Origin of the sequence: Streptomyces sp. ITFR-6, from assembly GCF_031844725.1 — a bacterium.
Lineage (GTDB): Bacteria > Actinomycetota > Actinomycetes > Streptomycetales > Streptomycetaceae > Streptomyces.
Genome location: NZ_CP134612.1, coordinates 6,939,056 through 6,961,707, shown reverse-complemented (window position 1 = coordinate 6,961,707; position 22,652 = coordinate 6,939,056). Strand labels below are relative to the sequence as shown.

Below are 22,652 nucleotides of genomic sequence, written 5' to 3'. Positions count from 1 at the left end.
GCATCCTGGAACACATGGCATACCCCGACCCCGCCGCGCCCAGGCTCGCCGCCCTGGCCGCCCTCCTCGCGGACGAGACCCGCGCCGTCTTCTGCCTGGCCCTGCTCGACGGCCGGGCCTGGACCGCGGGCGAACTGGCCCGGCACGCCTCGGTGGCCCCGTCGACCGCCAGCGAGCACCTGGGCAAGCTCGTCGCGGGCGGGCTGCTGGCCGAGGAGCGGCAGGGCCGGCACCGCTATCTCCGGCTCGCCGGTGAACAGGTCGCGCACCTGGTCGAGGAGCTGGCGGGCCAAGAGGCGCCCGGCCCCGCCACCCGGCCGCGCACCCTGGGGGCGTCGGGCGCGGACAGCGCGCTGGCCCGCGGCCGCACCTGCTACGACCACCTCGCGGGCCGCATCGGACTCGCGATCACCGATGCCATGACCGCACGGGGACTGCTGCGGCAGGACACCGGCTTCGCGCTCACCGACGCCGGGCTCGACTGGTTCGGCGCGCTGGGCATCGGCCTGGAGACCCGGTCGCGGCGTCCGCTCGTCCGCGGCTGCCTGGACTGGACCGAGCGCAGGCCGCATCTGGCGGGGGCCGCGGGCGCCGCCCTGTGCCGCCATGTGCTGGAGTCCGGCTGGTGCGTACGGATCGGGTCGGGGCGCGCGGTGCGGGCCACCCCGGACGGGGAACAGGCCCTGGCCGCCCGGCTGGGCATCGACCCGGCGACTATTCGGTAGTCACCGAAGGATCGCGCCCTTACGGTCAGAGCCATGACGACTATCCCCTCCCCCGCACCACGCTCCGACTGGCGCGCCCCCGCCGCCGCCTGCACCACCGTGGTGCTGTGGGCCTCCGCCTTCGTCTCCATCCGCAGCGCGGGCGAGGCCTACTCCCCCGGCGCACTGGCCCTCGGACGGCTGCTCACCGGCTCACTGGCGCTGGGCGCGCTCCTGCTCGTACGGCGCGAGGGCCTGCCGCCCAGGGCGGCCTGGCCGGGCATCATCGCCTCCGGACTGCTGTGGTTCGGCCTGTACATGGTGGTGCTCAACTGGGGTGAGCAGCAGGTGGACGCGGGGACGGCCGCCATGGTCGTGAACATCGGGCCGCTGCTGATCGCGCTGCTCGGCTCGCGGCTGCTCGGCGAGGGCCTGCCGCGCCGGCTGGCCCTGGGCATGGGCGTGTCCTTCACGGGCGCCGTCGTCGTGGGGCTCTCCATGTCGGGGAAGGGGAGTTCCTCGGTCCTGGGTGTGCTGCTCTGCCTGCTGGCGGCGGTGACGTACGCGGCCGGGGTGGTAGGCCAGAAGCCCGCGCTGGGGCACGGCTCCGCGCTCCAGGTCACCACGTTCGGCTGCCTGGTCGGCACGGTGGCGTGCCTGCCGTTCTCCGGTGCGCTGATCTCGGACGCCGCGGACGCGCCCCTGTCCGCGACGCTGAACATGGTCTATCTCGGCCTGTTCCCGACCGCGCTGGCCTTCACCACCTGGGCCTACGCGCTGGCCCGCACCACCGCCGGGCGGATGGGCGCCACCACCTACGCGGTGCCCGCGCTCGTCGTGCTGATGGCCTGGCTGCTGCTGGACGAGGTGCCCGCGCTGCTCACCATCGGCGGCGGGCTGCTCTGCCTCGCCGGGGTGGCGGTGTCCCGGACGCGGCCGCGGGCCGGGCGGGCGCCGGCGCGTCCCGCCCGGCCCGTCAGCACGAACCGGAGCTGAGGCCCGTTCAGAACACCACCAGGGCCCGGCCGCCCTTGCCGACGATCATGTTGTCGAAGGCGGCCGGGATGCCGTCGAGGCCGATCCGCTCCGTGACCATCATGGAGAGGTCGAAACGGCCCGCCGCGATGTGACCGGCCAGCACCGGCAGATCGCGGGCCGGGTCGCTGTTCCCGTACACGCAGCCGGTCAGGGAGCGGCCCCAGTGGAAGATCTCCAGGGCGTTGAAGGTCACCTCCTGGTCCTTGCCGCCGATGCCGACGACCGTGGTGCGGCCGCCCCTGCGGGTGGACTCCCAGGCGGTACGGATGGTGGCGGCCCGGCCGACGCACTCGATCGCGACGTCCGCGCCCTGGCCGCCGGTGAGGCCGCGGATCTCACGGGGCGTGGTGGCGGAGGCGATGACGTAGTCGGTGGCGCCCGCGATCCGGGCGGACTGGAGCACCGCGAGGCCGACGCCGCCGATGCCGAACACCACGACGGACTCCCCCGCGCGGACCCGCGCGCTGTGGTGGACCGCGCCGTATCCGGTGAGCACCGCGCAGCCGAGCAGCGCGGCGTCGGTGAGCGGGACGCCGTCCGGTGCGGGCAGCACGCAGTTCGCGGCGACCACGGTCTCCTGTGCGAAGGCGGCGACGTTCAGCCCGGGGTGCAGTTCGGTGCCGTCGGCGGTGCGGGCGTGGATGTTCGCCGCGCCGGCCAGGGCGTTGACGCAGAGCCAGACCTCGCCGATCCCGCAGTGGTGGCAGTTTCCGCAGGACGGCGCCCAGTTGAGCACCACTCCGTCGCCGGGTGCGACATGGCCGACGCCCTCGCCCACGGAGACGACGGTGCCCGCTCCCTCGTGGCCGAGGACGGCGGGCACCGGCACCCGCATGGTGCCGTTGGACAGCGAGAGGTCGGAGTGGCAGACCCCGGCGGCGGCGAGCCGGACGCGCACCTGGCCGGTTCCTGGCTCCGGGAGTTCGATGCCGGTGATCTCCAGCGGAGCTCCGACGGCGGGCAGTACGGCGGCGCGGACCACGGACTGGCTCCTTGCTGATGGGGGATGACGGATTGCGGGCAGCGGAAACGGTGGACCGGTTCAGAACTGGAGGGACTTGGTCTGCAGGTACTCCGCGAGGCCGTGGGAGCCGAGCTCGCGGCCGACGCCGGACTGCTTGTAGCCGCCGAAGGGGGCGAGCGGGTTGAACCGGCCGCCGTTGATGTCGACCTGGCCGGTGTCCATCCGGCGGGCGAACGCGACGGCCTCCGCGTCGCCGGCGGCCCAGACGGCGCCGGCGAGCCCGTACACGGTGCCGTTGGCGATCCGCAGCGCGTCGTCCTCGTCCTCGTACTTCAGGATCGAGACGACCGGGCCGAAGATCTCCTCCTGGGCGATGGTCATCTCGGGGGTGACGTCGGCGAACACGGTGGGGCTGACGTAGTACCCGGCCGGGAGCGGCGCCTCGGGGCCGCCGGCCACGATCCGGGCGCCCTCCTCGACACCCTTCTCGATGTAACCGCGGACCCGGGCCCGCTGCTTGGCGTTGACGAGCGGGCCGACCCGCTCGCCGGGCACGTACTTGGCGACGGCCGAGGCGGCGAGGGCGACGGCCTCCTCGTACCGGTCCGCGTCCACCAGCATCCGGGTCCAGGCGCTGCACGTCTGGCCGGAGTTGGACATCACGTTGGCGACGCCGACGTTGACCGCCTTGGCGAGATCGGCGCCGGGCAGGATGACGTTGGCGGACTTCCCGCCCAGCTCCAGCGCGACGCGCTTGACCGCGCCGCCCGCCGTCGCGCCGATCCGCTTCCCGACGGCGGTGGAGCCGGTGAAGGAGACCAGGTCGACGTCCTGGTGCCCGGCGAGCGCCTGTCCGGCGACCGGGCCGAGGCCGGTGACCAGGTTGAAGACCCCGGCCGGCAGTCCGGCCTCCTCTGTGGCCTCCGCGAAGAGCTGAGCGGTGAGCGGGGTGTCCTCCGCGGGCTTGAGGACAACGGTGCAGCCCGCGGCGAGCGCGGGGGCGACCTTGGCGACGATCTGGTGCAGCGGGTAGTTCCACGGGGTGATCGCGCCGACCACACCGACCGGCTCCAGCAGCACGGTGGAGTTGCCGTGCCGCTCCTCGAAGGCGTACGTCGCGGCCAGTTCGGCGTACGAGCCGGCGACCAGCACCGGCACCCCCGCGTGCACGGCCTGCGACATCGGCAGCGGCGAGCCGAGTTCCGCCGTGACCGTCGCGGCGATCTCGTCCTTGCGGGCCGCCAGGACGTCGCGCAGCGCGCCGAGCCGGGCGGCGCGTTCGGCCGGCGGGGTCGCGGCCCAGCCGGGGAACGCGGCGCGCGCGGCCCGTACGGCGTCATCGACGTCGGCCGCCGTACCGGCCGGGACATGGGCGATGACCTGCTCGTCCGCCGGATTCACGACCGCGATCGTGTCCGTTCCCGCAGCCGGCCGCCAGGCGCCGCCGATGTACATACCGTCGTGGGCCTTCATGGCTGTTCCTCCCGGGCACGGTGACGGACGGGGTCGTCCACGCCCCAAACTAGCGCCGTTAGTTTTCAGGCGCCAGAGACACAGGTCACCCCATCCCTGCCCGTCCTTCCGCCCGGTTACATGTCCAGCCCCGGCACGTCCCTCGGCAACGGACAGATCCGGCGCCCCTGGTGATCGAAGACGTACAGGTGCGCCAGGTCCACCAGCAGCGGGACCTGGCCTCCGGTACGCAGCCGCATGTCCGGGCCGGTGCGCACCACGAGGTCGGCGGCCGTGACAGCGGGGCGGTCGGGGCTGCGCACCCCGGGCGGCGGCTCGGATCCGGGTGCGTCCAGGACGGCGACGGAGCCGCCGAGGTGCCCGGCGGCGCGCTCCCTGAGCCGCCCCAGCACCCCTGCTCCGCCCTCGGCGCCGCGGCGCCTGCGCGGGGCGCCGTGCTCCGGGCGGGCCGACTCAAGGTCCGGCACCACGGCGGGCCGCGAGCCGGTGTTGAGGTGGACCAGCGCCTCGTGCCCCTGGTACTCGACATGCTCGACGATGCCGCTGAGCGCGACCTCCCCCGGGCGGGCCTGGCTCGACGGGGCGATCCGGACCGCTTCTGAACGCAGTCCGACGATGATCCGGCGGCCCTGCTGGATGCGGAGCAACTGGTGGTCGGGGCTGAGCGGTTCGGGCAGCGGGAGCCGCTGGCGGCCGAGGTCGATGGACATTCGCCCCTCCAGCGGCGCGTGCACGACGGCCTGGAGCAGGTTGATCCTCGGGGTGCCGATGAACGCGGCGACGAACACGTTCTCCGGCAGCGCGTACACCTCACGCGGCGGGCTGACCTGCTGGAGCACCCCGCCGCGCATCACGGCGACCCGGTGGCCCAGCGACATCGCCTCCGCCTGGTCGTGGGTCACGTAGACGGTGGTGACGCCGAGTTCCTTGGTGAGCAGGGATATCTCGGCGCGCAGATGACTGCGGAGCTTCGCGTCGAGGTTGGAGAGCGGCTCGTCCATCAGGAAGGCGGAGGGCCGGCGCGAAATGGCCCGTCCCATCGCGACCCGCTGGCGCTCCCCACCGGAGAGCTGGCCGGGGAGCCGGTCCAGGACGCTCTCGATCCCGAGCATCCTGGCCGTGTTCTCGATGCGCTCGTTGTGGTCCTGGCGCGGGTTCTCCAGCTTCAGCGGAAAGCCGATGTTGGCCCGGTTGGTCATGGTCGGGTACAGCGCGAAGTTCTGGAAGACCATGGCCATTCCGCGTTCGCGGGGCGTGAGGTGATTGGCCCGTTCACCGTCGAGCAGCACCTCGCCCTCGGAGACGTCCTCAAGACCGGCGATCATGCGCAGCACGGTCGATTTGCCGCAGCCGGAGGGGCCCAGCAGGACGACGAACTCGCCCGGGTCGATGGAGAGCGAGAGACGGTCGACGGCACGCGAGGACCGCCCGTACGCCTTGCTGACGTGGTTCAGAGTGATGGCGCGAGTCATGTGGTTCCGCCCGGAAGGATGGTGGTGGAGCGGTGGGGAGCGGCAGCAGTGGCCTGAAATTAGCCCACTGGGCGGGGCGAGGGAATGATTCGCGCAAAGGTTGCGCCCTGCGGGGCGTGGACTGCCGGAGTGCCGGGTGGGGTTCCGGTTCAGGCCCGGATGCCCGGGAGCGGGCCGGGCCATCTCAGTCCAGTACGCGTGCCAGGTACGCCTGGATCAGGACCCGGGTCTCGGTGACGATCGCGCGGTCGCCGGAGGGATCGATGCGGAAGGCGAGTTTGAGCAGGGCGTCGGTGGCCTCCACGCAGACCAGGACGGTGCGTACCAGGTCCTCGTCCGAGGTGCGGCCCAGGTGCCCGCAGAGGAGGTCGGCCAGCCGGCTCGCGACCCGGTGGTTGGCGTCGTCGGCCGGGTCCTCGTCGGGCGCGGGGGCGCCGAAGTCGACCAGGGCGAAGCCGGGTACGGAACGCTTCATCGCGAGGTACTCGTCGAGCACGGCGTCGATGGCGCGGCGCCAGTCGTCGGCCGGGATGACGGCCAGCCGGGACGTGATGCGCTCGGCGTAGCTGTCCAGGTTGCGCAGGGCGAGGGCGTCGGCGAGGGCCCGCTTGTTGGAGAAGAAGCGGTAGACGGAGCCGATGGGGACTTCGGCGCGTACGGCCACGGCCCGGGTCGAGAGCTGTTCGTAGCCGGTCTCGTCGAGGAGTTCGGCGCAGGCGTCGAGTATCCGGGCGAGCCGTTCGGCGCTGCGCTGCTGTACGGGGGCGCGGCGGAGGTTCGTGTTCACGTGAGGCACGGGCTCCATGATGCCGTGGGCCTCCCTCACCGGGCGTAAGGACCGTGAGGACCCGGTCCGCGGCCGAGGTCGGGAGGCGCGGGCCCGGCGGGACGGCCGGTGCGGGCCGGGCCGTACTTCGGCCCGGCCCCCGTCGCCCGCCCCCGTCGCCCGCCACCGCCGTGAGCCTCGTCGCTCACCAGGGCAGCGGGCCCTCCGCGTCGAAGTAGCCACCGGTCGGGCCGTCCGGGCCCGGCTGAGCCATCCGGACAATGATCTCGGCGCCCTGCTCGACGGTCTGCGTTCCCTCGTGCCGGTTCAGGTCGGTCGAGGTGTAGCCGGGCTCCACCGCGTTGATCCGCGTCTGCGGGAACGCCATGGCGAACTGCACGGTGAGCATGTTGACCGCGGTCTTGGAGGTTGGGTAGGCGGCCCCCGGATACCCCTTGCCGGCCTGGGCCGGCGAGGCCAGTCTGCTGCTGACGTTGACCACGACCGGGGCGGCGGAGCGCTCCAGCAGCGGCAGGAAGGCGTGGGTGACCCGGACCAGGCCGAAGACGTTGGTCTCGAACACCTCACGCATCACGTCGGCGGTCAGCTCCGCGGCGCCGATGATGTCGCCTCCCGGTGACCGCACCTCGATTCCGGCGTTGTTGACCAGGACGTCCAGGCCGCCGTCGGCCTCGATGGTGGCCGCCGCGGCGGCCACCGACGCGTCGTCGGTGACGTCGAGTCGCACGAACCGGGCACCGAGCTCGGTCGCGGCCGCCTTGCCGCGCTCGGGGTTGCGCGCTCCTACGTAGACGGTGTGCCCCGCGGCGATGAGGCGGCGGGCGGTCTCGCGGCCGAGGCCCTTGTTGGCCCCGGTGATCAAGGTTGTCGTCATGGGGTCCAGCTTCCCTCCGGGATGTCGCGGCCGACCGATGAATTACGGAGCGGTGCGGAGCGGTCCGGCCAGGACGCCGGGACACGTCGCGCGATCGCTTCCCGCGCACCGGCCTCAGGCGATGAGCAGGCTCAGTCCGCCGACGGTGTACGCGATCATCAGGATCAGCAGCGGGAGTTGGCCGGCTATCGCGCGACCGGGCGGGAAGAGCCGTACGGAACGGTCGTGGGCCGCGACGACGCCCAGGACGTGGCCGAGGACGATCGCGAGGACCTGGAGGGCGGCGACGCCCCCCGGACCGAGGGGCGGCTCGGGCGGAGCGGGATTGTCAGTGCCGAGTGCCACCATGACCGTACGTGGACCTTCGGTGACGAAGAGTGTGAAGTAGTGGGCGACGAGATAGCCGAGCGCGATCGGGACGAGCGAGTGCGCGAAGGCCGTGAGGGGGTGCGGGAGTCGGCCGGAGAGCAGCCGGGTGGCACCGGCGCAGAGCGCGTAGAGGGAGGCCACGAGGGCGACGGCGCCCAGGAGTCCGAGCGTGGCCGCGGTGGTACGGCCCAGGGGGGAGGTCTGGACGGTGGTGATCCAGGAGGGTGCGTCGGAGAAGCCGTCGTAGGCGGTGGAGCCGAGCATGACGCAGACGGTGGCGACGAGCCCGGGGAGCTGGGGTGTGGCGTCGAGTCCGTTGAACGGGGAGCGCAGGACGAGGCGGCGGTCGGCGGGGCGGCGGCCGAGCGGGGAGAGCCTGGCCAGCAGCCCCGAGTAGACCTCGAATGCGTCGGCGTCGTCGAACCAGTGGGCGCCGTGGCGGGCGGCGCCCACGAGGTGGACGGCGCTGTACAGGGCGAGGAAGAGGAGGAGCGCGGTGGGTGACGCGGGGTCTGGGGCGACGAGTTCGAGCCAGGTGAAGGCGAGCAGCCCGGCCGCCGCCGGCCACATCCCGAGGCGTACGGGGAGGGGCCGGCCGGCATCGGGATCGCGCCGCAGCGCGCGACAGGCCAGGAGGTGGAGGGTGCGCAGCGGATTGAACGGCCGCCAGACGGGGCCGAACAGGAGGGAGGCCGGGACGAGCCCGACCCACAGGAGTATGTAGACGGCGCCGGGGGCCGGGTTGCGGTCCGGGTCGGCCGGGCCGAGGAGGAGGTGCAGCACGACGAGGAGCGCGGCGGCCAGGCCGAGCGCGCGGGCCACGACGCGGGTGGCACGCGCGTCGGCCACGCGCTGGACGGCGGCAGGCAGCGGGCGGCCCGCCAGTTCGCCGCGGAACCGGGAGGCGGACCAGAGCAGGCCGAGCGCGAGGAAGGAGACGAACAGCGCGGCGAAGGCGCCCGCGAACGCGTAGAACGGCGAGAGCGGCAGATCGTGCTGGGCGCCGATGCCGTGGGCGAGGACGTCCACGGCGCCGGTGGCCGGGCCGGTGCCGTCGGTCGGAGCGGCCGCACCGGCCGGACCGGCCGTCACCGTACGACGAGCTGGGTCAGGAGCAGGTCGGACTCATGTGTCTCGACCTCGAAGAGCCCGGTGCGGTCGGCGGTGAACGTGAGGGTGACGGTCCGGCCGGCGGGCAGTCGCGCCTCCTTGTCGTAGCCGTGCACATGAAGGGTGTCGTCGTGGTCGCTGCGGACCTTCAGCCGGACGGTCCGGCCCTTCTTGATCTCGGCGCGCCCCGGCGCCGGGCTGACCTTGCCGTCTCTGACGGAGATCTCCAGCGTGATGCCGGGATCGGGTGCGGCGGGGATGGTGGCGGGTGCGGTCGTCGGAGTGGCGGTGAGCGCGGTGGTGGCCTGGACCGGCTTGGAGCCGACGGCCCAGGCGGTGTGGTCGTCGGCGTAGAGGCGGGCGGTGAGTTCGGTGCCGCTCCCGGCGCCCCGGAGCAGTGACTCCGGCAGGTGGAACCAGGTGCCGTAGACCCGGGCGAGCGGATGGCCGTCGAGGAAGAGGCGGGCGTGGCCCCGGCCCAGGAGTGCGCCGCCGCCCACGCTGTCCGGGGTGAACCGGAAGTTCCGCACCGAGAGGTGGACGTTCCAGCCGTCCTCCGAGTCGGGCCGCACGGCGACGGTCACCTCCGGCGCGCCCTCGGCGTCGACCTGGCGCAGCCGGTGACCGGAGCCGTCGTCCGAGGACAGCAGCCGGCCGACGCTACCGGTGGCCTGCTCGTGGCTGGTGCCCGGCTTGTGATGGGTGGTGGCCCGCCCGCCGCAGGCACCCGCGCCGAGTACGAGGGCGGCCGCGACGATCAGGGCGGCGACGGACCTGCACACCGGGGCTGACGCGCGGTTCGGGTGCCGGTCCGGCGTGCGGTCGGGGTGCCGGTCCGGGGTGCGGTCCGGATGCCGGTTCGAGTGCCGGTTCGGGGTGCGGTTCACGACGGTTCTCCGTCCGGTGCGGGGCGCGAAACGGGCTGACCGTCCGGTGCGGGGGCCGAAACCGGTTCAGCGTCCGGCGCGGCGGCCGAAGTCGGCTCCCCGTCCGGCTCCGACCGTTCGCCGTGCCGGGCGGCGGCCACCACGGCCCAGACCACCCAGACCACGCCGAGGAGTCCCCGCACCCAGGCGGGGCTCAGCGGGATCCACGGGATCATGAACACGCCCTTGTCCAGCGCGTCGAGCAGCGTGAGCGCGCCCAGCACCACCGTCGTCCAGCCCAGCCCCGGCCTACCTGCCCGCCGCAGCACCAGGCCGATGCCCGTCCACCACAGCCCGGTCAGCAGCAGCGCGACAGCAGGCAGATGGCCGGCGGCAAGCCCTATGGTCGACCCGGCCACGTCAAGACCGAGGCCGATGAGCCCGAGGACGGAGGCCGCCGTGGCGAGCCGGCTCGACCGGAGCCTGCGCCACCACAGGACGCCGCCGACCAGCACGAGCACCAGCGCGATGCCCAGGGCCGCCTGCAGCTCGATGCGTTCGATCCCGCGCGCGCCGTACCAGTCGCAGCCGGCCGGCAGCCGCCGCGCCTGCACGTTGTAGTCGGCGCAGACCAGCAGCTGGGCGAGCTTGACGGGTTCGCCCATCAGCCGGTCGGTGCGGCCGGTGACCGCGCCGCGCTCGTCGCCGCAGGCGGGCAGTGAGCGGGGCGTGGAGGGACCCGCGTCCGACTGCCAGCAGTTGCCGTCGCCCTGGCCGTCCCACCACACGTCGGTGCGGTTGGGCCGCGCGTCGCCCGCCTTGTCCGTGCCGAGGTGGTTGTTGGCGTACCGGTTGTGGTGCGAGGTGTCGGTCTGCTTGCCGAGCGCGCTCTCGCCCCGGATGAAGGCGGGTACGGCGCTCAGGAAGAAGGCGGCGCGCTGCTGCCCGTAGACCCAGTTGTTCTCGTAGATGTTCCAGTTGCCGCCCGCGGTGATGATGCCGGTGCCCGGTGGCATGGAGATCTGCGGGCAGACCACCCCGTTCTCGTAACCGCGCTCGACCGGCGGCTTGGCGCAGGTGCCGTCGGCGACGTACGGGTAGTAGTCGGCGTTGTTGTCGTGGATCAGGTTGCGCTCGAAGCGAGCGTGGTTCTGCGGCAGCCCGGGGTGGCCCGGGAAGGCGCTGTCCATCGAGGCGCCGCCCATGTTGTGGTCGAACTCGTTGTCGTGGACGTAGACGGAGTCGCCCGCGGTGCCGGAGTAGCCGACCATGTTGTGATGGCTGTGGCAGCCGGTGATCTCGATCGAGTAGCGCGGGACCCGGTAGCCGTAACCGTCGTTGATGTCCGACGCGCTGCCCGGGTAGATGCCGGAGTCGCCGTTGCCGTACGACTCGCAGTTCTTGTAGAGACCGTGGTCGCTGGCGAAGGTCAGGAAGCCGTACTCGTCGTTCCAGCGGGTCAGCACGTCGTCGATGACGAAGCCGTCCTGGGCCAGGATGTACAGCGAGTTGAAGGTGGTGCGCTGGGCGGTGAAGTTCTTGAAGTAGACACCGTCGGAGCCGTCCGCCCGGATCGCGTTGAGCTTGCGGTACTTGGCGTCGATGACGACGTCCGTGCGCTCGGCACCGGTGCCCTCGATCTGGAGGTCCTTCTTGCCGAGGATCGCCACCAGGTTCTGGTTGTGCGGGCACTTCGCCTGCTGGGCGTAGCTCAGGATCTGGTAGCCGAGCTGGGAGTTGGGGGCCTTCAGCCGGGAGCACTCCCCGGTGGGCGCGGGGAGCGAGGGCTCCTCCTCGTAGAGGCCCGGCAGGATCGCGATGTTCTTCCCGGGGCCGGTGACCGCGTCGACGGCCTGCTGGAGGTGGCGGTAGCCGGACTTCTGGCACCGGTCGAAGAGCTTGAGGTTTCTGGAGCGCAGGGCGTCGGGGAAGCCCGATATCCGGTGCTCGAAGTCGGCCCGGTCGCTCTTGCAGACCAGGAGGTCGGGCTCGCCCGCGCGGTGCACCGGGACGCTGCCCGTTCCGTCGGGCAGGGTGACCGGACGTTCCTCGTGCGCCTGGGCGGCCGGGGCCGCGAGGAGGACGGCGGCGAGCGCCGCCAGGATCGCCAGGAGTCTACGTGTCCACGACATGTGCGGGAGAGTAGAGCATTGTTCAACTTTTGGAACCCCCCTGTGCGCGACGAATGCCGTTGACTCGCCTCCCTATGATTCCTACGGTTACCCATAGGATTCCTTCGGCACCGGGAGCGCACATGAGTGGCATCGAGCAGGCGAGGAAGACGGCCGAAGGGCTGGAACACTCCGCCGGTTTCGGCAATCAGCACAGCTCGGAGGCGGCGCCGGGGGCGCTGCCGCACGGTCGCAACTCGCCGCAGCGCGCGCCCCTCGGGCTCTACGCGGAGCAGCTGAGCGGCTCGGCGTTCACCGAGCCGCGGGCCCACAACCGCCGCTCGTGGCTCTACCGGATCCGCCCCTCCGCGGCTCATCCGCCGTTCCGCCGGATCGACAACGGGGCTGTCCGCACCGCCCCGTTCACCGAGACCGTCCCCGACCCCAACCGGCTGCGCTGGGACCCGCTCCCGGAGCCCGCGCCCGGCACCGACTTCCTGGCCGGCCTCTGGACGCTGGGGGGCAACGGCGACGCGGCGCAGCGCAGCGGCATGGCCGTGCACCTCTACCACGCCAACACAGCCATGACGGACCGGGTGTTCAGCGACAGCGACGGCGAGCTGCTGATCGTCCCCGAGCACGGCGGCCTCCTGATCCGCACCGAACTGGGCCTGCTGCGCGCAGAACCGGGCCACATCGCGCTGATCCCGCGCGGCGTCCGCTTCCGGGTCGAGCTGCTCGACACCACCGCGCGGGGCTACGTCTGCGAGAACTACGGGCAGCCCTTCACCCTCCCCGATCTCGGCCCGATCGGCGCCAACGGCCTGGCCAACGCACGGGACTTCCTCGCCCCGGTCGCCGCGTACGAGATCGTGGAGCGGCCGGTCGAGGTGGTCAACAAGTTCTGCGGCAACCTCTGGTCCGCGACGTACGACCACTCCCCGCTCGATGTGGTCGCCTGGCACGGCAACCACACCCCGTACGTCTACGACCTGCACCGGTTCAACGTCATCGGCTCGGTCAGCTACGACCATCCGGACCCGTCGATCTTCACGGTGCTGACCTCCCCCTCGGACACCCCCGGTCTGGCCGGGGTCGACTTCGTGGTGTTCGCGCCGCGCTGGCTGGTCGGTGAGGACACCTTCCGGCCGCCGTACTTCCACCGCAACGTGATGAGCGAGTACATGGGCCTGATCGAGGGCGCGTACGACGCGAAGACGGCCGGCAAGGGGGGCTTCGTGCCCGGCGGCGGCTCGCTGCACAACATGATGTCGGCGCACGGCCCGGACCGGGAGACCTTCGACCGGGCGAGCGCGGCGGAGCTGAAGCCACAGAAGATCGACGACGGTCTGGCCTTCATGTTCGAGACCCGCTGGCCGGTCACGGCGACCGGCCAGGCCACCACCGCCGACCATCTTCAGCACGGCTACGACGACGTGTGGCAGGGTCTGAGCCGCAACTTCCATCCGTAGCGGGCCCCCTCGCGCCGGTCCCCGTGGCAGTGTCCCGTACCAGTGCCACGGGGCGGTGTCTCCCCCGTGCCAGTGACGACGAATACAGGTGACCCGGTGTCGCAGACCCCTCTGAAGCCCCCCGCGCCCCAGGGGGCCGCCTTCGCACCCGACTCACTGGTCCTGAACCGCAAACTGCCGCTCTGGTACCAGGTCTCGCAGTCCTTGCGGGCCTCGATACTGGGCCGCACGCCGGACGCCACGCTGCGGCTGCCGACAGAGGAGCAGCTCGCCGCGCACTACGGCGTCAGCGTCCTCACCATGCGGCAGGCGCTCAAGGAGCTGGAGACGGAGGGGCTGATCAGCCGGCACCGGCGGCGCGGCACGTTCATCGAGCCGCGCGCCCGCCGGGTGTCGCCGGTCCGGCTGCTCGGCTCGATCGACGCGATCGTCGCCCAGCAGTCGGGCGAGCTGACGACGCTGCTCGACCACGGCCCGCTCGCCGTGCCGGGCGATGTCGCGGAGCACTTCCCAGGCTGTCCGGAGGTGGTCGGCTACCGGCGGCTGCGGTCCGAGGAGGAGTCCGGCGAGCCGACGAACTGGGCGCAGAACTGGCTCCGTCCGGAGGTCGCGGCCGCACTCGACCCGGCGGACCTGGAACGCTGGCCGATGACCAAGGTGCTGCGCGACCGGGTCGGGGTCCGGATCGCACGGATCACCGACACGGTCGAGGCGAGACTGGCCGACCCGGTCACCGCAGAGCTGCTCCGGGTCCCGCTGCTCAGCCCGATCCTGTACTACACGGGCGTGACGTACGACGAGGGCGGCCGGGTGGTCGATGTGGCGCAGATCCGTTACCGGGGCGACCGGTTCTCGTTCTCGGTCACGGTGGAGGCGCACTGACACCCGGCCGCCCGGTACCCGCACCGAGGCGCGCTGACGCGGGTCCGGCGGCGCCGTTACGATGCCGGGGAAGGCGGCAGGCGTGGCGACGGGGAGGACGACACGGTGGCAGCTCCGGCAGCGGCCGGCTCCGGCGAGGACCCGTACGGCCCGCTCCTCGACGACCTCATGCCCTGGTCCGTACGGCCGCTCAGGACCGGACGCGCCTGGGTGACGGCCCCGGACGCGGCCTCGCTCAGGGCCCGCTGGGAACGGCTCGCGCGGGCCCGGGACGCCGAGCGCGACCGGCTCTTCGGCTCCACCCGTTCCCGTACCCCGCACACTCCGGTGGCCGCGCTGCCCGGACAGACCACCGGCACCGCCCGGTTCGCCCGCGAGCCGGGCCCGTGCCCGGAGCCGGTACGGATCCTGCACGGCCCGTACGACGAGCAGTGGCTGCTCCCCGACCACCGGCTGATAGACGCGGCCCGGCCCGAACTGTGGCGGGTGGCCGACGGGCGCCAGCTGTTCGTCGTCGAGCACGGCCGGATCCCGCAGGACACCGGGCCCGCACTGTCCGTGACGGCGCTGCTCCCCGACGGGCACTCCCCCGCGGGACGCCCCGGCCGGATCCGGCCGCTCTACCGGCGCCCCGGCGGCCTCGAACCCAATCTGGCGCCCGGACTGCTCGCCCTTCTGCGCGCCCGGCACGGGGACGAGGTCTCCCCGGAGTCCGTGCTCGCGTGGATCCTCGCGGCGGCCCGGCACTCCCCGGCCGGCTGCGTGGTGCCGCTGCCCGTGGACACCGCGCGCTGGACGGCGGGGGTGGAGCTGGGGCGGGAGCTGCTGCGGCTCCAGCTGCGCGGGGCCCGTGGCGGGGAGCGGCCCCGGCTGCCCGGCGGACGCCGCCCGTATGTGCGGGCCGCCGTGCCGCCCGCCCCGCCGGAGCTGTCCTACGACGCAGAGGAGCAGGTGCTGCGGATCGGTACGGGCCGCATCTCGCCGGTGGACGCCGGGGCGTGGGAGTTCCGGGTGGGCGGCGTACGGATGCTGGAGCTCTGGTTCGGGCGGCGGGCGGCGGTGACCGGGGCGGAGACGGACGGACTGGAGGCCGTACGGCCGTCCGCCTGGCCGCAGGAGTGGACGTCCGAGCTGCTGGAACTGATCACGCTGCTCGCCCTGCTGGCCGAGCTGCGGCCCCGGCAGGACGCGCTGGCGCCCGGCGCGGGGATCGGCGCGGCGGAGCTGTGGGCGGCGGGGGTACTGCCGGTGCCGGCCGGGGCACGGCGGCCCGCCTCCGTACTCGGTCTCCAGGAGGAAGGGCCCGACGGCCAGTTCGCACTGCTGTGAGCGCGGGCCGCTCCCGACCGCCCGGCCGGTCACGCGGTCACGGGGTCACGGGGTCACGGGGTCACGCGGCAAGCCGTTCAGCCGGGCAGTGCGGCCGGCCGGTCCAGTGCGCCCAGCAGCGAGATGAAGCTCGACTCCAGGAACGCGCCGAGCTCCGCGAGCGCGTCCGGTTCGTCGAGCCGCCAGCTGGTGACGGCCTCCTCCGCGAAGGCCATCCAGGCCCGTGCGGCGACGAGCAGCCGCGGCGAATCCGGCATCCCGAGCCGCCGCTGCCCCTCCTCCACCCGCCGGGCCAGGGTGGCGCGGGTGGACTCGACGATGTCCTCCACCGCAGGATGGCTGCCGGCCGCGCCTCGGACCAGCGCGAGATAGACCTTGCGGTGCTCCGTGACGTACGCCGCGAATCCGGCGATGAACGACCGCAGCCAGGCGACGGGCTCCAGCGAGGGGTCCGGGTCCGTGGCCGCGGCGAAATCGTCGCACTCCCGCCGCACCACGCAACGGTAGAAGTCGCGTTTGGAGTCGAAGTAGTGGAAGAGCAGCCCCCGGGATATACCCGCGCGGCGCGCCACGTCATCGGTGGAAAGCTCGTCCAGTGAACAATCGGCGAGCATGTCCACGCCAATCGATACCAACTGCGCCCTTCGCTCGTCGGGGCTCAGACGCGCGGCTCGCTTCTCGGGCATGCCGCCAGTGTAGAAGTATTTCGGCGCCGAATTACCTCGACGGCCAATCCGCCGCCGACAGACAGGCGGCACAGCGACCCCTGGGCCTCACACGGACATGGCGACGCGCCACTGCCGACTCCGGGGATGACGGAAGAGCGGGCAGCGGCGCGATACCTGGACCGGGGCCGTCGGATCAGCGGCGGCTGCCGAAGAGCGAGCGTCGCAGTCGTCGCAGAGGCGCGAAGAGCGAGACCCGCGCGCTCTTGCTCCGACGCGTGTGCGCGGCGTCGCGCGAGGTCAGCTCGCGCATCAGCAGCGTCGCCTCCGCGGAATCACGCTGCGGGACGACAGGGCCGCCCAGCACCGCGAGATGGCGGTCGAGGCGCGAACTCGTCGCCCCTGTCCCGCAGGTAATAGCAGGCACTCGCGGCCTGCTTCGCACCGTTATCTGTTCCATGTCACTCCCCACCCGTACGAGGGCACCCGACCCGGGCAGGTTAACCCTATCCCCCCGCGGCGACACTCGTGTATCCCGGGCACAGGATTGAGCACACACATACGGAGGTTGACGACGGTTCACCGAATATTACCGATTCCAGGGCGAGTTGGACAGAGCACCGACGACCGGGCACCCCGGAACCGATCTGCGGACAGCGCCCGGAACGCACCCGGAAGAGGGCCCCGGCCCGCGGAACCCCCCTCCGGGCGGAAGGGTTTCGGCGCGGCGTCAGGCGGCCGAGTCGAGAACCGGCAGATAGCCACCGGACTGCCCGGCGGCGAAGGGGTGGTACGACGCACCGATGTCGAGCCAGTTGAGACTGTGCAGCCAGGCGCTTCCCGAGCAGATCTCGTGCCCGGTGAACTTCCCCGTGACGTCACCGAAGGTGAAGCCGTGGTCGGCGGCACGCTTGGCGGTGGCCGCGTTCAGGTAGTCGGACGCGCCGTTGATGGCGGCGCGCACCTTGTCACTGAGCCCGACGACACAGCTGCCGCCGATCTTGTAGAAGCGCGGGTAGCCGAGGACGACGACATGGGCGGACGGGGCCTTGGCGTGGATGGCGTCGTAGACCGCGTCGAGCTTCCCGGGGAGCGTGGAGTCCACGTAACCGCGGGCGGTGGCGATGCGGTTGAGGCAGGTGGCCTCCGACTGGAGGACACAGGTCGTCATGACGTCGGAGAATCCCGCGTCATTGCCGCCGATGGAGATCGAGACGAGGTCGGTCGAGGAGTTGAGCGGCCCCAGCTGGCCGGCCGTCACATCGCCGGTGCGCGCCCCCGAACAGGCGGTGAAGGCGAAAGAGGCGGGCGAGTGGGCGGCCGCCCAGAGCGAGGGGTAGGCGAGGGTGCTGCGCTTGCAGTCCCCGCTGGAGCCGATATAGCTGCCGGAGCCGACTCCCGAGGAATAGGAGTCACCGAGGGCGACGTAGTCGACGGCCTGGACGGACGGAGCGGCGTTCGCGGTGGCGGCCCCAGTCAGGGCGATGACGGCACCGAACAGGAGCGAGGACGAGAACGCCACGAGTCTGGACATTTTCATGGAATCTCCCTTGGACCGACCAGCAGGATCTCTGCCACCTACGTGGTAGCAGCAGGGAGACTCATTCCGGAAGTGTGCATGCCAAGTCCATCGGATGAGCTTTTGGCGCCGGTCCGCTGAGGGCGCGTCACCCCGGCGCACCGCGGGATCGCGCGGGCGGCGGGCCGCATTGTCCGGCGCCCCCGGCCCACGCTGCGGGAAGTGGGGAAACCTGGGTGCGCCGGGTGCCCGGGTGCCGGATCATGGGCGCCATGTCTGCCACCCCCGAGTCAGCTCTGCCGATCCGGCTCACCGTCGACGACAGCGACTCCCCGTCCGACATCGTCGACGCGCTGTTTCTCGGCCGGTTCGCGACGGGCGAGCAGTCGTACTCCCACAGCACCTCCCTCGACCGGGTCCGGAGCGGGGCCACGCTGCTGCCCCCGGACGCCACGGTGCTGCGCGCCGCCCGTGACGACGACCGCAGCGCCCTCCTCGCGGAGGGCGAGGGCTGGACGCTGCTCGTCTCACGCTGGAACCGGGGCGCCGACGTCACGGTCACCGCGACCTCCCCCGAGCTGGCGCAGAAGGTGCTCGACGAGGCCACGAACGGCGCCCAGGACGAGCCGGAGCCGCAGCCCGACAGCGTGACCATGGGCTTCTGGCACCTGTCGCCGCGCCGCGGCCCGTGCCGCACCACCCGGCAGATCACGGCCGGCGCCTGGGACGAGGTGCGCGCCAACTACACCGCGCCGGTGGCCGATGCCATGGACGGCCTGATGAAGGTCACCCCGGATGACATCGCCGGCCGGCTGCTCCTGCTGCACGGTCCGCCCGGCACCGGCAAGACCTCCGCCCTGCGCACCCTGGCCCGGTCCTGGCGGGACTGGTGCCAGGTCGACTGCGTACTCGATCCCGAACGGCTCTTCAACGACGTCGGCTACCTGATGGACATAGCGATCGGCGAGGACGACGGCACGGCGAAGGGCCGCTGGCGGCTGCTGCTCCTGGAGGACTGCGACGAGCTGATCCGCGGCGAGGCCAAGCACACGGCAGGCCAGGCGCTGTCCCGGCTGCTGAACCTCACGGACGGACTGCTGGGCCAGGGCCGCAACGTGCTCGTCGGGGTGACCACCAACGAGGACCTGGAACGCCTGCACCCGGCGGTCGTCCGGCCGGGCCGCTGCCTGGCCCGGATCGAGGTGGGCCCGCTGACCCGCGCGGAGTCGGCGGCCTGGCTCGGCACAGACGAGGGCCTGGGCCGCGACGGTTCGCCCGAGGGCGCGACCCTGGCGGAGCTGTACGCCCTGCATCGCGGCACGGGCCCCGCCTCGGTCCCGAAGCAGGACTCGGGCGCGGACGCGGGGCTGTACCTCTGACCGGGCACAAGCCCGCTGAGCTCGCATTCAAGCCCGCCCGGCGCTTGAGGAGATCTCCTCAGCCCGTCCGCGATTGAGGACATCTCCTCAGCCCGTCCGGCGCTTGAGGACGAAGCGGCCCGCCGGTCGTCCCGGCGCCCGCACAACCGGCCTCACCCCTCGTACACCGCCCGCACCGCGTCCTGCGCCAGCGCGAGCGCCCGCGCGCGGGACAGGCCAAGGCGCCGGGCCTGCTCCGCGTACTCCTGGGCGGCGGAGGCCGCGTTGCGCTCGGCCGCGTCCCCCGCTGCGGCGATGAACGTGCCGTTGCGCCCACGCGTCTCGATCACCCCGTCCGCCTCCAGCGCCCGGTACGCCTTGGCGACCGTGTTGGCGGCGAGGCCCAGTTCCTCGGCGAAGCCGCGTACGGTCGGAAGCCGGTAGCCCACCGGCAGTGCGCCGGAGCGGGCGAGTTCGGAGATCTGGGTGCGCAGCTGCTCGTACGGGGCGGCGCCGGAATCCGGGTCAACGGAGATCTTCAGAGTCACGGCCCGATTCTCCCCCCACAGGGCGGAGCCGCCGGTGCCCGCCCCGCCGCCGGGAAAATCACGGGCGCTCCGGCGGTGCCTGCGGGTACGGTCCGGCGCATGACTGTCATCGTCCGCGACTTCCGCACCTCCGACGCCGAGGACTGGGTACGGGTGCGACGCGCGGCGCTCCCGTTCCTGGTGACCACCCCGGAAGCGGTCGTCTTCAGCCTCGCGAACGCCCATCCCGGCAGCCGGTACCGCCTGCTGGTCGCGGAGGAGGACGGCGAGATCATCGGGACAGCCGAGGCCGGTCTCGCCCATGAGAGCCCCAGGCCCGGTCAGGCCTCCTGCAATCCGCACGTCCATCCGGAGCGGACCGGCCGGGGTGCGGGCTCCCTGCTGCTGCGCACGGCCGAGGAGTATCTGGCCCTGGCCGGTGCGAGCGAGGTCTACGCCTGGGTGCTGGACACCCCGCGCGACCGGGCGTTCGCGGAGCGGCACGGCTACGGACCCAGCCGCCCGGCGCACTTCATGCGTCTGGATCTGGCCGGCGGCACGCTGCCGCCCCGTCAGGAACTCCCGACCGGTGTCGAGCTGCGGACCGGCGCCGATTTCGAGGACGACCCGCGACCGCTCTTCGAGGCGGACGCCGAGACGACGGCGGACGAGCCGAGCGACACCCCGGCCCAGCCGTCGGACTACGAGGAGTGGCTCACCGGGACCTGGGCCGGCCCCGGGCTCGACCGCCGCCTCACCTCGGTGGCGGTGGTCGACGGTGAGGTCGCGGCGTTCAGCGCGGCGCGGTGCGACAGTTCGGGCCGCTACTGGTCGGGGATGACCGGCACCCGGCGGGCCTACCGAGGCCGCGGGCTGGCCAAGCTCGCCAAGAACGACTCGCTGCACCGGGCGCGCGCCGCCGGGTACACCGACGCCTACACCGGCAATGACGCCGCCAACGGTCCGATGCTGGCGGTCAACCGCTGGTTCGGCTACGAGATCTGTGCCACGGAGGTACGCCATGTCCGCAAGCTCGGCTGACGCCGGACCGGAGGCCGGACCGAATGCCGGACTCGGCGCCGGACTGACGATCGTGCTGGTCAAGGCCGGAAAGACCAAGATCAGATATCCCGCCGCCCTGGTCGCCGACGACGGCACCCGGGTGACGGTGCGGGCGCCCTGGGCCGCCCCCGGGGTCCGTGACTTCGGCTTCGTACGCTTCGAGCCGGGCGACGTCTTCACCGAGCACTACTGGCGCGACGCCTGGTTCGCGGTGAAGGAGGTCCGCACCGGCGGCGGTCAACTCAAGGGCTGGTACTGCGATGTGACCCGCCCGGCGGTGCTACGGGACGGTGAGCTGATCGTCGAGGACCTGGATCTCGATCTGTGGGTGTCGGCGGACCGCCGCGACGTACTGCGCCTGGACGAGGACGAGTTCGAGGAGAGCGGGCTGGCCGGACGCGATCCGGCGGCGGCGCGGGCCGCCGTCGCGGCGCTGGACGAGCTGGAACGCCTCGCCCGCGCACCGGAGGGGCTCACCGGCCTGCTGGACTGAGCGCCCCCGCACCGGCCCGCGACCCGGCCGCACCGACCGCCCGGCCGACCCCGGTCCGCCTCAGCCGGCCACCAGCTCGACCTCGTACCCCGCCGCGTCCTCCAGGTACGCGGCCACGTGCCCGTCGCCGCCCGCGTGCGGATGGCGGTCCGGGAAGAGCAGCCGCCAGCCGTGTTCCGGAGCGCGGGCCACCAGCGCGTCGAGGCCCTCCCGGTCCGCCACGTGGAACGCCAGGTGGTTGAGGCCGGGACGGCGCCGCTCGTGCGCTCCGGGGACCAGGTCGGGCGACTGCTCCACGACCACGTAGCTGTCGCCCCGGCGCCAGCTGCGCCCGTGCGCCCAGCGCTGGTACGGCTCATGGCCCAGCTCTCCGAGGAGCCAGCCCCATCCCGCCTCGGCCGCCGCAAGATCGGGCACCCACAGCTCGATGTGGTGGACCCGGCCGGTGCGGACCCCGCCGGCCGGCAGCGGGACCGCGCGGCGGGGCCCGCGCGGTTCGTACGCGACGGTGTCGCCGTCCTCGTGCCAGTGGACCAGGAAGCGCTCCCCCGCCCGGTAGCCGTCGAGCCCGGCCCGGCAGTACGCCACCATGTCGTCCGGAAGGGCGTCCAGCGGGAACCAGGCCAGCTCCGAGCACTTGTCCGGCTCGCGGTTGTACGGCGGCCGGGCCGGGTCGTACTCCGCCTCGAAGAACCAGCCGGTCCGCGGACCGCCGCCGGGCCCCCGGTGGTGCATGACGAGGGCGACCCGCAGCTCCTCCGGCGCCAGCGCGATCCCGGTCTCCTCCGCCGCCTCGCGGATCATGCCCTCGCGGACGTCCTCACCGTCCTCCAGGTGCCCGGACGGGGCGTGCAGCAGCCCGTCCGCGTACCCCGTACCGGCCCGGCGGGCGAGCAGGACGTCGGAGCCGCGCCGCAGGATCAGGTGGACGTCCACCACCTCGGTGTGCCGGCGTGGTGGTTCGGCACGGGCGACCAGGGCGTAGCGCTCGTCGTCGACGTCCTTGCCCCAGAGGTCACGGTCGCCGGAGAGCCGTTCGTGGTGGATGCGCTCGGTGAACGGGGCGAGCAGTGAGGTGAGTTGCCCGGCGGAGAGCCCGACCCCGTTCCACACGCCTTCGATCAGCACCAGCCTGCCGCCGGGCCGCAGCAGACCGGACCAGTGCCGCAGGACCGCCGCCGGGTCGGGCAGCAGCCACACCACGTGCCGGGCCAGGATCACGTCGAACCGCTGTTTGCCGACGGGCGGCGCGGCGGCGTCCCCGACGAACACCTCGGTGCCCGTGCCGGCCAGCTTGGCGCGCGCCTGCTCCACCATGCGCGGCGAGCGGTCCACGGCGGTGACCCGGTGCCCCTGCCCGGCGACGAGCAGCGCCAGGCTTCCGGTGCCGCATCCCAGGTCGAGGACCTCGGAACGCTCCCGGGGCAGCCAGCTCTCCAGCCGTCGCGCCCAGGCGTGCCGGACCACGGGGTCGAGCAGCCCGTGGTCCGGCTCCTCGTCGAAGGAATCGGCGGCGGAGTCCCAGTCGATCGTCGTCATGCACCGATCGTGCCATCCGCCTCTGACAGCGGCGGATT

The 22,652-nt window shown here is 72.7% G+C and carries 21 protein-coding genes; 8 read left to right on the top strand and 13 right to left on the bottom strand.

All coding sequences use genetic code 11. From position 1 onward, the window contains the following. Nucleotides 1–14: 14 nt before the first annotated feature. Together RLT59_RS31685 and RLT59_RS31680 are read left to right on the top strand one after the other, a co-directional pair. Nucleotides 15–725: an ArsR/SmtB family transcription factor gene (locus tag RLT59_RS31685; protein ID WP_311306575.1), complete on the top strand. Its 711-nt coding sequence runs from the start codon at nt 15–17 to the stop codon at nt 723–725. Nucleotides 726–758: 33 nt separating this feature from the next. After that, the gene (locus RLT59_RS31680) at nt 759–1,700 is read left to right on the top strand and encodes a DMT family transporter (RefSeq protein ID WP_311306574.1); all 942 of its coding nucleotides are present in this window, start codon (nt 759–761) and stop codon (nt 1,698–1,700) included. 7 nt (nt 1,701–1,707) lie between these two features. Here RLT59_RS31680 and RLT59_RS31675 read toward each other — a convergent pair whose 3' ends face one another. From RLT59_RS31675 to RLT59_RS31640, 8 genes are all read right to left on the bottom strand, one after another. Continuing rightward, nucleotides 1,708–2,724, bottom strand: coding sequence for an alcohol dehydrogenase catalytic domain-containing protein (locus RLT59_RS31675; RefSeq protein WP_311306573.1), 1,017 nt, complete (start codon nt 2,722–2,724; stop codon nt 1,708–1,710). 60 nt (nt 2,725–2,784) lie between these two features. Next, complete coding sequence (locus RLT59_RS31670) at nt 2,785–4,179, bottom strand: aldehyde dehydrogenase family protein (protein WP_311306572.1); 1,395 nt, start codon at nt 4,177–4,179, stop codon at nt 2,785–2,787. A 116-nt stretch (nt 4,180–4,295) separates the two neighbouring features. After that, on the bottom strand, nt 4,296–5,651 hold the full coding sequence (locus RLT59_RS31665) for an ABC transporter ATP-binding protein (RefSeq protein WP_311306571.1): 1,356 nt from the start codon (nt 5,649–5,651) through the stop codon (nt 4,296–4,298). Nucleotides 5,652–5,835: 184 nt separating this feature from the next. Continuing rightward, a complete protein-coding gene (locus RLT59_RS31660; RefSeq protein ID WP_311306570.1) occupies nt 5,836–6,456 on the bottom strand; it encodes a TetR/AcrR family transcriptional regulator in 621 nt (206 codons plus the stop codon). Between the two features lie 166 nt (nt 6,457–6,622). After that, the gene (locus RLT59_RS31655) at nt 6,623–7,312 is read right to left on the bottom strand and encodes an SDR family NAD(P)-dependent oxidoreductase (RefSeq protein WP_311306569.1); all 690 of its coding nucleotides are present in this window, start codon (nt 7,310–7,312) and stop codon (nt 6,623–6,625) included. Between the two features lie 114 nt (nt 7,313–7,426). Further along, nucleotides 7,427–8,710 carry a hypothetical protein gene (locus RLT59_RS31650; RefSeq protein WP_311307926.1) on the bottom strand — a complete coding sequence of 428 codons (1,284 nt, stop codon included), beginning with the start codon at nt 8,708–8,710 and terminating at the stop codon, nt 7,427–7,429. A 59-nt stretch (nt 8,711–8,769) separates the two neighbouring features. Then, the gene (locus RLT59_RS31645; RefSeq protein WP_311307925.1) at nt 8,770–9,573 is read right to left on the bottom strand and encodes a hypothetical protein; all 804 of its coding nucleotides are present in this window, start codon (nt 9,571–9,573) and stop codon (nt 8,770–8,772) included. A gap of 101 nt (nt 9,574–9,674) precedes the next feature. Continuing rightward, nucleotides 9,675–11,789 carry a right-handed parallel beta-helix repeat-containing protein gene (locus RLT59_RS31640; RefSeq protein ID WP_311306568.1) on the bottom strand — a complete coding sequence of 705 codons (2,115 nt, stop codon included), beginning with the start codon at nt 11,787–11,789 and terminating at the stop codon, nt 9,675–9,677. A gap of 122 nt (nt 11,790–11,911) precedes the next feature. Between RLT59_RS31640 and hmgA the strand changes: the two genes are divergently transcribed. The 3 genes from hmgA to RLT59_RS31625 all read left to right on the top strand — a co-directional run bounded on the left by hmgA (nt 11,912) and on the right by RLT59_RS31625 (nt 15,451). Further along, nucleotides 11,912–13,240, top strand: coding sequence for a homogentisate 1,2-dioxygenase (gene hmgA, locus RLT59_RS31635; RefSeq protein WP_311306567.1), 1,329 nt, complete (start codon nt 11,912–11,914; stop codon nt 13,238–13,240). Between the two features lie 96 nt (nt 13,241–13,336). Beyond that, on the top strand, nt 13,337–14,122 hold the full coding sequence (locus tag RLT59_RS31630; protein ID WP_311306566.1) for a GntR family transcriptional regulator: 786 nt from the start codon (nt 13,337–13,339) through the stop codon (nt 14,120–14,122). Between the two features lie 105 nt (nt 14,123–14,227). Further along, nucleotides 14,228–15,451, top strand: coding sequence for a type ISP restriction/modification enzyme (locus RLT59_RS31625; protein WP_311306565.1), 1,224 nt, complete (start codon nt 14,228–14,230; stop codon nt 15,449–15,451). Nucleotides 15,452–15,528: 77 nt separating this feature from the next. On the opposite strand, the gene RLT59_RS31620 is transcribed toward RLT59_RS31625, so the two are convergent. From RLT59_RS31620 to RLT59_RS31610, 3 genes are all read right to left on the bottom strand, one after another. Continuing rightward, a complete protein-coding gene (locus RLT59_RS31620; protein ID WP_311306564.1) occupies nt 15,529–16,137 on the bottom strand; it encodes a TetR/AcrR family transcriptional regulator in 609 nt (202 codons plus the stop codon). Nucleotides 16,138–16,312: 175 nt separating this feature from the next. Further along, on the bottom strand, nt 16,313–16,576 hold the full coding sequence (locus RLT59_RS31615; RefSeq protein ID WP_073739333.1) for a hypothetical protein: 264 nt from the start codon (nt 16,574–16,576) through the stop codon (nt 16,313–16,315). Nucleotides 16,577–16,846: 270 nt separating this feature from the next. Continuing rightward, nucleotides 16,847–17,656 carry an SGNH/GDSL hydrolase family protein gene (locus tag RLT59_RS31610; protein WP_311306563.1) on the bottom strand — a complete coding sequence of 270 codons (810 nt, stop codon included), beginning with the start codon at nt 17,654–17,656 and terminating at the stop codon, nt 16,847–16,849. Between the two features lie 251 nt (nt 17,657–17,907). On the opposite strand from RLT59_RS31610, the gene RLT59_RS31605 reads away from it, so the two are divergent. Then, a complete protein-coding gene (locus tag RLT59_RS31605; protein WP_399126439.1) occupies nt 17,908–19,014 on the top strand; it encodes a DUF5925 domain-containing protein in 1,107 nt (368 codons plus the stop codon). A 152-nt stretch (nt 19,015–19,166) separates the two neighbouring features. Here the strand turns inward: RLT59_RS31605 and RLT59_RS31600 are convergent, their stop codons facing one another. After that, nucleotides 19,167–19,541, bottom strand: coding sequence for a GntR family transcriptional regulator (locus RLT59_RS31600; RefSeq protein ID WP_311306561.1), 375 nt, complete (start codon nt 19,539–19,541; stop codon nt 19,167–19,169). Nucleotides 19,542–19,640: 99 nt separating this feature from the next. Here RLT59_RS31600 and RLT59_RS31595 point away from each other — a divergent pair, with 99 nt between their 5' ends. Both RLT59_RS31595 and RLT59_RS31590 read left to right on the top strand, forming a co-directional pair. Beyond that, complete coding sequence (locus tag RLT59_RS31595; RefSeq protein WP_311306560.1) at nt 19,641–20,561, top strand: GNAT family N-acetyltransferase; 921 nt, start codon at nt 19,641–19,643, stop codon at nt 20,559–20,561. Then, a complete protein-coding gene (locus RLT59_RS31590) occupies nt 20,542–21,075 on the top strand; it encodes a ribonuclease FAU-1 family protein (RefSeq protein WP_311306559.1) in 534 nt (177 codons plus the stop codon). The genes RLT59_RS31595 and RLT59_RS31590 overlap by 20 nt, the downstream gene beginning before the upstream one ends. Nucleotides 21,076–21,135: 60 nt before the next feature. Here RLT59_RS31590 and RLT59_RS31585 read toward each other — a convergent pair whose 3' ends face one another. Next, the gene (locus RLT59_RS31585) at nt 21,136–22,614 is read right to left on the bottom strand and encodes a trifunctional class I SAM-dependent methyltransferase/NUDIX hydrolase/VOC family protein (protein WP_311306558.1); all 1,479 of its coding nucleotides are present in this window, start codon (nt 22,612–22,614) and stop codon (nt 21,136–21,138) included. Nucleotides 22,615–22,652: the final 38 nt, after the last annotated feature.